This is a genomic window from Kitasatospora sp. P5_F3 (assembly GCF_054049135.1).
In genome coordinates, this window is sequence record NZ_JBFUMY010000007.1 from 299,523 (window position 1) to 310,383 (window position 10,861).

At 71.9% G+C, this 10,861-nt stretch carries 11 protein-coding genes; 3 read left to right on the forward strand and 8 right to left on the reverse strand.

Annotated features, from left to right (window positions below):
* Window position 1: 1 nt before the first annotated feature.
* From ACXJMZ_RS06375 to ACXJMZ_RS06400, 6 genes are read right to left on the reverse strand one after another with little or no spacing between them, the layout of a single operon-like run.
* The gene (locus ACXJMZ_RS06375; protein ID WP_457028962.1) at window positions 2-628 is read right to left on the reverse strand and encodes an NADH-quinone oxidoreductase subunit J family protein; all 627 of its coding nucleotides are present in this window, start codon (window positions 626-628) and stop codon (window positions 2-4) included.
* On the reverse strand, window positions 625-1,173 hold the full coding sequence (locus tag ACXJMZ_RS06380) for a NuoI/complex I 23 kDa subunit family protein (protein WP_457028963.1): 549 nt from the start codon (window positions 1,171-1,173) through the stop codon (window positions 625-627). Before ACXJMZ_RS06380 ends, ACXJMZ_RS06375 begins: the two co-directional genes overlap by 4 nt.
* A complete protein-coding gene (locus ACXJMZ_RS06385; protein WP_457028964.1) occupies window positions 1,170-2,132 on the reverse strand; it encodes a complex I subunit 1/NuoH family protein in 963 nt (320 codons plus the stop codon). The genes ACXJMZ_RS06380 and ACXJMZ_RS06385 overlap by 4 nt, the downstream gene beginning before the upstream one ends.
* Window positions 2,129-3,049, reverse strand: coding sequence for an NADH-quinone oxidoreductase subunit C (locus tag ACXJMZ_RS06390; protein WP_457028981.1), 921 nt, complete (start codon window positions 3,047-3,049; stop codon window positions 2,129-2,131). The genes ACXJMZ_RS06385 and ACXJMZ_RS06390 overlap by 4 nt, the downstream gene beginning before the upstream one ends.
* Window positions 3,049-3,669 (reverse strand): NADH-quinone oxidoreductase subunit B, encoded by a 621-nt coding sequence (locus ACXJMZ_RS06395; RefSeq protein WP_457028965.1) that lies wholly within the window; start codon window positions 3,667-3,669, stop codon window positions 3,049-3,051. The genes ACXJMZ_RS06390 and ACXJMZ_RS06395 overlap by 1 nt, the downstream gene beginning before the upstream one ends.
* Window positions 3,660-4,067, reverse strand: a complete 408-nt coding sequence (locus ACXJMZ_RS06400; RefSeq protein ID WP_457028966.1) for an NADH-quinone oxidoreductase subunit A — start codon at window positions 4,065-4,067, stop codon at window positions 3,660-3,662. Before ACXJMZ_RS06400 ends, ACXJMZ_RS06395 begins: the two co-directional genes overlap by 10 nt.
* A 214-nt stretch (window positions 4,068-4,281) precedes the next feature.
* Between ACXJMZ_RS06400 and ACXJMZ_RS06405 the strand changes: the two genes are divergently transcribed.
* Window positions 4,282-5,445 carry a sensor histidine kinase gene (locus ACXJMZ_RS06405; RefSeq protein ID WP_457028967.1) on the forward strand — a complete coding sequence of 388 codons (1,164 nt, stop codon included), beginning with the start codon at window positions 4,282-4,284 and terminating at the stop codon, window positions 5,443-5,445.
* Between the two features lie 7 nt (window positions 5,446-5,452).
* Here the strand turns inward: ACXJMZ_RS06405 and galE are convergent, their stop codons facing one another.
* Window positions 5,453-6,418, reverse strand: coding sequence for a UDP-glucose 4-epimerase GalE (galE, locus tag ACXJMZ_RS06410; RefSeq protein WP_457028968.1), 966 nt, complete (start codon window positions 6,416-6,418; stop codon window positions 5,453-5,455).
* A gap of 183 nt (window positions 6,419-6,601) precedes the next feature.
* Here galE and ACXJMZ_RS06415 point away from each other — a divergent pair, with 183 nt between their 5' ends.
* A complete protein-coding gene (locus ACXJMZ_RS06415; RefSeq protein WP_457028982.1) occupies window positions 6,602-7,675 on the forward strand; it encodes a S1C family serine protease in 1,074 nt (357 codons plus the stop codon).
* 88 nt (window positions 7,676-7,763) lie between these two features.
* On the opposite strand, the gene ACXJMZ_RS06420 is transcribed toward ACXJMZ_RS06415, so the two are convergent.
* Complete coding sequence (locus ACXJMZ_RS06420; protein ID WP_457028969.1) at window positions 7,764-9,980, reverse strand: outer membrane protein assembly factor BamB family protein; 2,217 nt, start codon at window positions 9,978-9,980, stop codon at window positions 7,764-7,766.
* 362 nt (window positions 9,981-10,342) lie between these two features.
* Here ACXJMZ_RS06420 and ACXJMZ_RS06425 point away from each other — a divergent pair.
* Window positions 10,343-10,861: TetR family transcriptional regulator (locus tag ACXJMZ_RS06425; protein ID WP_457028970.1), on the forward strand; the 519-nt coding region annotated here is incomplete at its 3' end.

Here is a 10,861-nt window from a genome sequence, read left to right on the forward strand (position 1 = left end):
GTCAGCGCTCCCTGGTGGTGCCGACGGCCTTGCCGGCGCGCAGCTTGCCCGGGCGCGGCCTGGGCTTCTTGCCCTCGTCGTCCCGGCGGGACAGCACGATCGCGCCGACCAGTGCGGCCAGCAGCAGCACGGAGAGCGCCTCGAACGGCAGCACCCAGTGCCGGAACAGGTACTCGCCGGTGGCCCTGGCGCTGCCCGCACCCGCACCCAGGTCGATCCAGGAGGTGCGGAACGCGTCCACCACCAGGGTCACCAGGGTGCCGGCGGTGGCCAGGCCGACGGCGAGCGCGGCCCACCGGTTGCCGGAGTCGGCGTCCGGGGAGCGGCCGATCGGGGCCTTGGTGAGCATCAGGCCGAACAGCACCAAGACGACCACCGAGCCGAGGTAGATCAGCACCTGCACCCAGGCGATGAACTCGGCGGTGAGCAGCAGGAACTCCACCGCCAGGCCGCCGAGCGCGACCACCAGCCAGAGCGCGGCGTGCACCAGCTGCTTGGTGGTCACGGTGACCACCGCAGCGCCCAGCACCGCGACGCCGACCAACAGGAAGACGATCTCCACCCCGGTCGGGGAGAGGAAGGAACGGGCGGCCGGCTCCAACGGGCCGACGGCGGCCAGCACGCTCACGACTCGTCACCCGCCTTCGCGACCGCGGCGGCGTGTGCCTTGTCGGCGGCCTTGCGGGCCATCGCGATCTCCTTGGGCTCCTCGGCCGCCGGGTCGAGGGCGGGCGGTGCGGGCACCGTCCACATCCACTCCCGGAGCCGGTCCCGCTCGTGGGTCAGCTCCAGGATGTCGGTCTCGGCGTACTCGAACTCCGGGGACCAGAACAGCGCGTCGAACGGGCAGACCTCGATGCAGATCCCGCAGTACATGCAGAGCGAGAAGTCGATCGCGAACCGGTCCAGCACGTTGCGGGTCCTGGCCCGGGCGTTCGGGTCGACGGCGGGCAGCGTCTCCTTGTGGGAGTCGATGTAGATGCACCAGTCCGGGCACTCCCGGGCGCAGAGCATGCAGACCGTGCAGTTCTCCTCCAGCAGCGCGATCACGCCCCGGGTACGCGGGGCGAGGTCGGGCTGCACCTCGGGGTACTGCGCGGTGACCGTCTTCTTGGTCATGGTGCGGAGCGTGACGGCCAGGCCCTTGGCAAGGCCGCTACCGGGGAGCTTCATGAGGAGATCGCCACCTTGACGATGCCGGTGAGGGCGAGCTGGGCCAGGGCGAGCGGGATCAGCGTGGTCCAGGCGAACTTCATCAGCTGGTCCTCGCGGAGCCGGGGGAAGGTGACCCGGAGCCAGATCACCACCAGGGCGAGGGCGAAGGTCTTCAGGATCGTCCAGAGCCACCCGAGCTGGTCGGGCAGCGGGCCGTGCCAGCCGCCCAGGAAGAGCACCGTGGTGAGCGCGGAGATCACCAGGATGCCCGCGTACTCGGAGAGCAGGAAGAACGCGAAGCGGATACCGGTGTACTCGGTGTACGCGCCGAAGATGATCTCGGAGTCGGCCACCGGCATGTCGAACGGCGGACGTTGCAGCTCGGCCAGCCCCGCCACGAAGAACACGAAGGCGCCGACGATCTGCCACGGCACCCACCACCACTCGAACTGCTCCAGGATGCCGGGCAGCGAGAGGGTGCCGGCCGCCATCGCCACCGAGGCGGCGGCCAGCAGCATCGGCAGCTCGTACGCCATCAGCTGGGCGGCCGTGCGCAGACCGCCGAGCAGCGAGAACTTGTTGGCCGAGGCCCAGCCCGCCATCAGCGAGCCGAGCACCCCGATGCCCATCACGGCGAGCACGAAGAAGATCCCCGCGTCGACCGCCTGCCCGACGAAGCCGCCGGGCCCGACCGGGATCGCCAGCAGCACCACCAGGTACGGCAGCAACGCGACGGCGGGCGCCAGTTGGAAGACCCGGCGGTCGGCGTCGACCGGGACGATGTCCTCCTTCTGGACGAACTTCACGCCGTCGGCCACCAGTTGGGCCCAGCCGTGGAAGCCGCCCGCGTACATCGGGCCGAGCCGGCCCTGCATGTGCGCCATCACCTTGTGCTCGGTCTGGCCGATCACCAGCGGGAACACCAGGAAGACCATCAGCACCGCGACGCAGCGCAGCAGCATTTCGAGGAAGGTCATGCGCTGTCTCCGTCCTTCGGCTCGGGCTCCGTGGATACGGGGGGTACCGCCGGGGCGCCAGGGCCACCGCTCACGGGCGGAGCAGGCGGGGCGGGCGGAGCCGACGGTTCGTCAGCGGTGGCCGGGACCGGGTTGTGCCACGGCGCGTCCGCGGACTGGGTGCGCGCCGGGCGCGGGCGCTCGGGCGCGGGCGCGGGCGGGGCGCCTTCGCTCTGGCTGACCGAGCCGTCGCTGATGCTGCGGGTACGGCGCGGACGGGGTGCGGCCTCAGTGCCTGCCGCGCCCTCCGCGGCCGGCCCTGCGGCGGCCGCGCGGGGCGTACGGGCGGCGCGCGCCGGGCGCTCGGCGATCGGGGGGAGGGTGCCCTTGAGCGGACCCCACTCGTTCGGGTCGGGCACACCGGCCGGCTGCATCTTGCGGCGGGCCGGGCCTTCGCCCTCGCTCTCGCCGGGCTCCTTGGCGCCGGGCCAGGCCTTGGCGACCCGGGCCGCGAGCACGAACTCCTTGCGCAGCGGGTGGCCCTCGAAGCCGTCCGGCAGCAGCAGGGTGACCAGGTGCGGGTGGCCGGTGAAGTCGATGCCGAACATCTCGGCGGTCTCCCGCTCGTGCCAGCCCGCCCCAGCGTAGACGCCGACGGCGGTCGGCAGCGCGGCGGCGTTCCTGGCCACCTTGGTCCGGATGAGCAGGTGGCGGACCGGACCTGCGCCGGCATCGGCCAGGTGCGCGGCGACCGAGAAGCCGTCGGCCAGCTCGTCGACGGCGCTCAGCCAGTCGAAGTACGTCAGACCGAGGGTGTCCCGGGCGGCGGTGAGCGCCTCGATCCAGTGCTCGGCGGGCACGTCCACAGTGAGCAGCTGGTACGCCTCGGTGGCGGTGGCCCACTCGCCGATCGCCTCGGCGGTGGTCTGGGGGTCCATCACTTCCGGTCAGCCTCCGGCCCGGCCACCAGCGGTCGGCGCAGCGCGGCGGCGGGCGCCGCGTACCGCTGCGGCAGCGACTCGGCCGCGATCTTCTCCTGCAACTTGAGGATGCCCTGGAGCAGCGCCTCGGGACGGGGCGGGCAGCCGGGCACGTAGACGTCGACCGGGATGATCTGGTCGACGCCCTTCGTGACGGAGTACGAATCCCAGTACGGACCACCGGAGTTGGCGCAGGCACCGAAGGAGATCACGTACTTGGGCTCGGGCATCTGCTCGTACAGCCGCTTCACGGCGGGCGCCATCTTGTCCGTCACGGTGCCCGAGACGATCATCAGGTCGGCCTGCCGAGGGCCTGGTGCGAACGGGATCACGCCCATCCGGATGAAGTCGTGCTTGGCCATTGAGGCGGCGATGAACTCGATCGCGCAGCAGGCCAGCCCGAAGTTGAAGCACCAGAGGCTGTACCGGCGGCCCCAGTTGAGCACCACCTTGACCGGGTCCGGCGCCAGCCGGGCCAACGGGCCGAGCCGGGCGGGCTCCACCGCACCGGGGTGGGCCGGGTCGGGGATGCCCAGCGGGATCGCGCCCCCGGCACCGTGCGAGTGCGTCACGTCCATTCCAGAACGCCCTTCTTCCAGGCGTAGAGCAGCCCGACCGCGAGGAAGCCGATGAAGACGAACATCTCCACCAGCGTGGCCATCCCGAACCCGGCGGCGGCGAAGACGGTCGCCCACGGGAAGAGGTAGATCGCGTCGACCGCGAAGATCACGTAGAGGAAGGCGTAGACGTAGTACCGGATCTGGGTGTGCGCCCAGCCCACACCGACCGGGTCCACGCCGCACTCGTAGGCGAGCAGCTTCTCCGGCGAGTGGACCACCGGCCGGAGCAGGCGGTTGGCGGTGAAGGACACCGCGATGAACAGCACTCCCACGACCGCGAGCAGGCCCACCGCCGCGTACGCGTCGAAGTAGCCACCACCCACGGCAGGGTCGGCCACGGCCGACTGCCCCTCCATGCGTTCGCCTCCCGGTGCACCGCTGATCTCACACATCCGAAACCGTCAAGGCGTGAGTCTAAGTGCAGCGCCCTGCTCCCCTTACCCCCTGCCCGACCCGTAAGACACACCGTGGTGGGGATATCCCCACCCCCGGAATGCCAACTGCCCCCATGGCCTGGGCCCGTCCCGAACCGCGATGCTGGTCACAGAGGTTCTACGAGAGGCTTGGTGCATGATGCAGGAGACCCCGGACCGTCCCCCGCTCTACGGGGCGAAGCTCTGGCGCCAGGTACAGCACCTACTGCTCAATCTGCCGCTCGGGGTGGTCGGATTCGCCTTCACGGTCACGCTGTTGAGCGTGGGGCTCGCGCTCGCCGTGACGGTGGTCGGCCTGCCGCTGCTGGCCGCGGGGCTGTCCGGCTGCCGCCGGTTCGGCCAGTTCGCCCGCCACCGCTGCGCACTGGCGCTGGATCTGGAGATGGCCGAGGCGCCGCCGGTCCTGGCCGCTCGTCCGGGTATCGCCGCCCGGGTGTCGGCAGTTCTGACGGATGCGCTGGGCTGGCGCTCGGCGCTGTACGCGGTGCTGCTGCTGCCCTGGGGGATCATCAGTTTCACCCTCACCGTGGTGCTGGTGCTGGTCGGCTGGCCCCTGCTGCCGTGGGCGGCCCGCTTCCTGTCCACCGTGGACCGGATGCTGGTGGACAGCCTGCTCAGCCCGACCCCGCTCTCCGAGCGGGTCCGCGAACTGGAGGACGACCGGGGTGCGGTGGTCGACACCGCCGCCGCCGACCTGCGCCGGATCGAGCGCGACCTGCACGACGGCGCCCAGGCCCGGCTGGTGGCCCTGGCGATGGACCTCGGCCTGGCCAAGGAGAAGCTCACCGAGACCTCCGACCCCCGGAGCGTCGAGGCGGCCGCCGAGATGGTCGGCGCCGCGCACGGCGAGGTGAAGCTCGCCCTGCAGGAGCTGCGCGACCTGGCCCGGGGCATCCACCCGGCCGTCCTGACGGACCGTGGGCTGGACGGCGCCCTCTCCGCGATCGCCGCCCGCTGCACCGTCCCCGGCGGTGTCACCGTGAAGGTCGACCTGCCCGGCCGGCCCGACTCGGCCGTCGAGGGCATCGCCTACTTCACCGCCAGCGAGCTGCTCACCAACATCTCCAAGCACGCCGGGGCCAGGTCCGCCTCGGTGGAGGTCTGGCAGGCCCCCGACCGCCTGATGCTCCAGGTCAAGGACGACGGCAAGGGCGGCGCGGCCTCCTACCCCGGCAGCGGCCTGGCCGGTCTCACCGAACGGATCGGCGCGGTGGACGGCCTGCTGCTGGTCGACAGCCCGGCCGGCGGCCCGACCTCGGTCACGGTCGAGCTCCCCTGGCGGACCCGGGTGGCCCGCTGACGGGTGGTCAGTGCCGGAGCTGCCAGGCGGCCCAGGCGGAGCTGACCATGGCGTCGATGTCGTGCTCGGCCTCCCAGCCGAGCTCACGGTGGATCAGCTCGGCGGAGGCGACCACCCGGGCCGGGTCGCCGGCCCGGCGGGGGGCGACCTGGGGGGCGACCGGGTTGCCGCTGATCCTGGCGATGACGGCCAGCATCTCGGCGACCGAGACGCCCTCGCCACGGCCGATGTTCAGGGTCAGCGAGATCGGCTCGGTGGCGGCATTCAGGCGGCGCACTGCGGCGACGTGGGCCGAGGCGATGTCGGCGACGTGGATGTAGTCGCGGACGCAGGTGCCGTCGGGGGTGGGGTAGTCGTCGCCGAAGATCAGCGGGGCCTGACCGTCGGTCAGCCGCTGGAAGGCCATCGGGACCAGGTTGGAGACACCGTCGTCGCCCAGCTCGGGAGAGGCGGCCCCGGCGACGTTGAAGTACCGCAGTGCGACGGTGGACAGGCCGTACGCCTTGGCCGCGGCCTGGATCAGCCACTCGCCGACCAGCTTGGTCTCGCCGTACGGGTTGATCGGTGCGCAGGGCGTCGACTCGGTGACCAGGTCGACGTCCGGCGTGCCGTAGACGGCGGCGGAGGAGGAGTACAGGACCTTGCGGACACCGCCCGCGACGGCGGCCTCCAGCACGTTCTGCAGCCCGGTCAGGTTCTCCCGGTAGTAGAGCAGCGGCTCCGCGACCGATTCGGCGACCTGCTTCTTGGCGGCGATGTGCAGCACGCCGGTGACGCCGTGGCCCTTGATGACCGCGTCCAGGTCCGCGCGGTCGAGGGTGGATCCCTGCACCAGTGGCACCCCGGCGGGGATCCGGTCGGCCGAACCGCTGCTGAGATCGTCCAGCACCACCACGCGTTCACCCGCTTCGGCGAGCTGGTGCACCACATGTCGGCCGATGTAGCCGGCTCCGCCGGTGATCAACCACGTCATGCCCCGGATACTACCTTGCCGCCACCGGGGCGGACCGGACCGGAACAGCCCGGGCTCCTGGCCGGACGTGACGGCGCGTCGATTCTGCCGAATCGGACATATCGGTGCAATGCTGCCCAATGCTGTCCGCGTACGGAACCGGAGGACGTCCAGGTGCACCCCAAGAAGGAACCCACCCGCCCGATCCCGGCGGGTCCGCGACCGACCGGGCCCCGCCTGCTGCTCTCCGGGTCGGCCCTGGTGCTGGCGGCCGCGCTGGTGACCGGCTGCAGCAGCGGTGGCTCCTCCTCGGCCGGTGCGTCCGGCAGCCCCTCGGCCCCGGCACCGTCCAGCGGCAACCAGCTCCAGGACGACTACCAGAAGGTGATCGCCAACGTGCTGCCCTCGGTGGTGCAGATCACCACCACCAGTGGGCTGGGCTCGGGCATCGTCTACGACACCAAGGGCGACATCATCACCAACGCCCACGTGGTCGGCAGCGCCAAGACCTTCACCGTCACGCTGGCCAACAGCAGCAAGGCCCTCCAGGCCACGCTGGTCGGCAGCTACCCCGATTCCGACCTCGCGGTGATCAAGCTCGACAGCCCGCCGAGCGGGCTCAAGCCGGCCGCCTTCGGCGACTCCGGCAAGGTCGAGGTCGGCCAGATCACGCTGGCCATGGGCAGCCCGCTCGGGCTCTCCTCCAGCGTCACCCAGGGCATCGTCTCGGCCACCGGCCGGACCGTCTCCGAGCCCAAGGGCGGCGACTCGCCGGGCGCCACCATCGGCAACATGGTGCAGACCTCGGCCGCGATCAACCCGGGCAACAGCGGCGGCGCGCTGGTCAACCTCTCCAGCCAGGTGATCGGCATCAACACCCTGGCCGCCACCGACCCGGACATGAACGGCAGCGCCGCCCCCGGCATCGGCTTCGCCATCCCGGCCTCCACCATCACCAACATCGCCGATCAGCTCATCAAGGACGGCAAGGTCACCAACTCCGGCCGGGCCGCGCTCGGCATCACCGCCCGGACCTACTTCAACGCCGACTACCAGCCCGCGGGCGCGGTGGTCGTGGGGGTCACCGCGGGCGGCCCCGCCGCCGAGGCGGGCCTCCAGCCCGGCGACGTGATCACCAAGATCGGCGACACCACCGTCGCCAACCTGAACGATCTGACCACCGCGCTGGCCGCACTCCAGCCCGGCGCCAAGGTCACCGTCACCTACCAGCGCGAGGGCGCCACCAAGACCACCGAGGTGACCCTCGGCAGTCTCTGACCCTCCGACAACCAGGCCCGGCAGGCCMCCCMCCGCGCAAGGGGGGTACGGCCTGCCGGGCCCGGTCCTACCCGGCGACCCGCTTCGGTCAGCCGGGTACCGCCGTGCCGTAGAAGGCGTCCAGGGCGTAGACGCAGCGGTCCTTGCTGCCGACGAAGACCCGGCCGCCGACCGCCACCGGGGAGCCGGTGAGTTCGCCCTTGGTGCCGAGCTCCCAGCGGAGCTGACCCGTGCTCAGGTCGAGGGTGTGCAGCGAGTGGTCCCGGCTGCCCAGGTGGACCAGGCCGTCAGCGACGGCCGGGGCACCGACCAGTTCGCCGCGCGCGCTGTAGCGCCAGCGCTCCCGCCCCGACCCGGTGTCGAAGGCGTGCAGGGTGTCCCCGGCCCCGACCAGGACGGTGCCGCCCGCGACCACCACCGGCTCGGCCCCCTGCCGGCTCCCGGTCCGCCCCCGCCAGCGGTCCCGCCCGGTCGCGGCGTCCAGCGAGTAGACCGTCCCGAGGTAGTCCGCGACGTACACCGCCCCGCCGTCCACCGCCGGTGGCGTGAAGAGCACCACCGCCGCCTCGAACCGCCACCGCTCGGCCCCGGTCGCGACGTCCAGGGCGTAGACCCGCGTACCGGACGTCAGATAGAGCGTTCCACCCAGCTCGACCGGCCGGGACGGCACCTCCTCGCCGACCTGGAAGGCCCACCGCAGCCGCCCGCCGCGCGGATCGACGCAGCGCAGCCGCCCACCGCCGTAGTAGTACGCCGCACCGCCCACCAGCGCGGGCCCGGACTGCGGGTTCTCGTAGTCCTGCTGGGCGTCGTCGGCCCGCCACAGCTCGGCGCCGCTGGCGGCCGAACGGAGCTGTACGCCACCGCCCCTGATGCCGCAGCAGAGCACGCCGTCGGCGGCGTCCAGCGAGTAGATCCAGCCGTCCAGCGAGTTCCGCCAGCGCTCGGTGCCGTCGGCCACGTCCACCGTGTAGAGGTGCGGACCGTCGGCGGCGTGCACCCGCCCGGCGTCCACGGCCAGCGCCCAGGCCACGTCGCGGGTCTTGTAACGGCGCTGCCCGGAGCCGATGTCCAGGGCGTGCACCTCGAAGCTGGAGACGAACAGGGTGCCCCCCGCGACCACGGGCGTGCCCCAGACGTCGTTGGACATCCGGAACCGCCACGGCCGCCAGCGCGGCGCGGGCGGCGCGACCGGGGCGGCCCGCCGGACCCAGTCCGTGCCGGGTGCGGCGGCCCCGGTCAGGAGCGCGGCCTCCGCCCGCGGCCCGGGCCCTATCGGCACGGCGGCGCCCGCCAGCCGGATCTCCCCGGCGGCCGGGGCCCGGCGCTCGGCGATCTTCTCGGTGACCACCGAGGCCGGCCCCGGCGGCTGCGGGGGCACCACCGGCGGCAGTACGGGCGGGGGTGAGACGGTCCGGCGGGTGCGCTTGCGCTCGATCAGGTCCAGCGCGACGGTCGGCAGCCAGTCCCCCGCCTCGCCGGCCGCGTCGTCCCGGGAGAACAGGTGCGGGGCCAGCTCGGCCTGGATCTGCGCGGGCGTCGGCCGCTCCTCCTGGGCGGGGCGCATGCAGGCCCGGACCAGGTCGGCCAGTTCGACCGGCAGACCCGACAGGTCGGCCTGGTCGCGGAGCAGCTGAAAGACCGTCTCCACCGGGTTGGCACCCCGGTAGGGAGCGTGGCCGGTGGCGCAGAAGACCAGCAGCGAGCCGAGCGAGTACACGTCGCTGGCGCCGGTCACGCTGCGGCTGTCCTTGGCCTGCTCCGGCGACATGTAGGCGGGGGTGCCGACCGCGACGTTGGTCATGGTGAGCCGGGAGTTGGAGACCCCGGCGGCGATCCCGAAGTCGATCACCCGGGGGCCGTCCTCGACCACCAGCACGTTGGACGGCTTGAGGTCGCGGTGCACCAACCCGGCCGCGTGGATGGACTGCAGGGCCTCGGCGATGCCCGCGATCAACCAGCGGACGGCGTCCACCGGGAGCGGCCCGCAGTGCCCGATCAGCTCCTCCAGTGAGGGCGCGGGCACGTACGCGGTGGCCAGCCACGGCACCGGTGCGTCGGCGTCGGCGTCCACCACGGCCGCGGTGTAGAAGCCGCCCACCGTCTTGGCCGCCGCGATCTCCCGGGCGAACCGGACCCGGAACAGCTCGTCCTCGGCCAGCTCCCCCCGTACGGTCTTGATCGCGACCCGCCGGCCGGACGCGGAGCGCGCCAGGTAGACCAGGCCCATCCCGCCCGCACCGAGCCGCCCGAGCACCTCGAAGGGCCCGATCCGCCTCGGATCGTGCGCTGAAAGCTGGTCCACTCCGCTGCCACCTCCCCGTCCTGCGGCCACCCGGTCGGGGTGCGCCGCCCCCGATTCTCCAACGCCTGCCCCGCCTGATCCAATCTCCCCCGCCGCCAGGCGAATCGGCCCTGCTCGGGGCCCTCGCACCGCGTGGTGCCGGACCGGAACTGACGGACCGACGGATCCGGGCCCTGACGGTCACTCTGCGCGACCCGACCATCCCTCAGCCGACACCCCGTCACGCTGGGGCTCCGTCAGAACACGGGGGGGCATCGTGCGCGGGAGCGGCAGCTGAATATCCGTCGGCTGATCACCCCTCGCCTGGAGTAATAGTCACATCACCGAATCGCGCCAAGATCGTGCCACGGTAAGCTGACGGCATGACAGGACAAGTTCGCACCGTCGACGGTCGCGTCGCCGGGCGACGCGGACAGGAGACGCGGCAGAAGCTGCTCGACTGCCTCCGCGAGATGCTCAGCACGTCGCCTTACCGGGACGTCAAGGTCATCGACGTCGCCCGTATGGCGGGTACCTCCCCCGCGACCTTCTACCAGTACTTCCCGGATGTCGAGGGCGCTGTCCTCGAAATCGCCGAGGAAATGGCCGAGGACAGCGTGGAGCTCAAGGAGCTCCTCGATGGAAAGTCCTGGGTGGGAAAGACCGGCTTCACCACGTCGGAAGACCTGGTGGACGGATTTCTCGCCTTCTGGCGCAAGAACGATGCCATTCTCCGAGTGGTCACTCTCGGTGCAGCCGAAGGGGACAAGCGGTTCTTCAAGATCCGCATGAAGGTCCTCAACTCGGTGGCCGGGCCACTCGGTGAAGCCATCAAGGCCAACCAGGCCAAGACCGACAAGTCGGTCGATCCGGCCGCTCTCTCCGGGTCCCTGGTCTCGCTC

Bases quoted from the DNA above. Each gene is read 5' to 3' on its own strand.
- ACXJMZ_RS06380 (WP_457028963.1), bottom strand. From the start codon at position 1,173: ATGAAGCTCCCCGGTAGCGGCCTTGCCAAGGGCCTGGCCGTCACGCTC.
- ACXJMZ_RS06385 (WP_457028964.1), bottom strand. From the start codon at position 2,132: ATGACCTTCCTCGAAATGCTGCTGCGCTGCGTCGCGGTGCTGATGGTC.
- ACXJMZ_RS06390 (WP_457028981.1), bottom strand. From the start codon at position 3,049: ATGGACCCCCAGACCACCGCCGAGGCGATCGGCGAGTGGGCCACCGCC.
- ACXJMZ_RS06395 (WP_457028965.1), bottom strand. From the start codon at position 3,669: ATGGACGTGACGCACTCGCACGGTGCCGGGGGCGCGATCCCGCTGGGC.
- ACXJMZ_RS06400 (WP_457028966.1), bottom strand. From the start codon at position 4,067: ATGGAGGGGCAGTCGGCCGTGGCCGACCCTGCCGTGGGTGGTGGCTAC.
- ACXJMZ_RS06405 (WP_457028967.1), top strand. From the start codon at position 4,282: ATGATGCAGGAGACCCCGGACCGTCCCCCGCTCTACGGGGCGAAGCTC.
- galE (WP_457028968.1), bottom strand. From the start codon at position 6,418: ATGACGTGGTTGATCACCGGCGGAGCCGGCTACATCGGCCGACATGTG.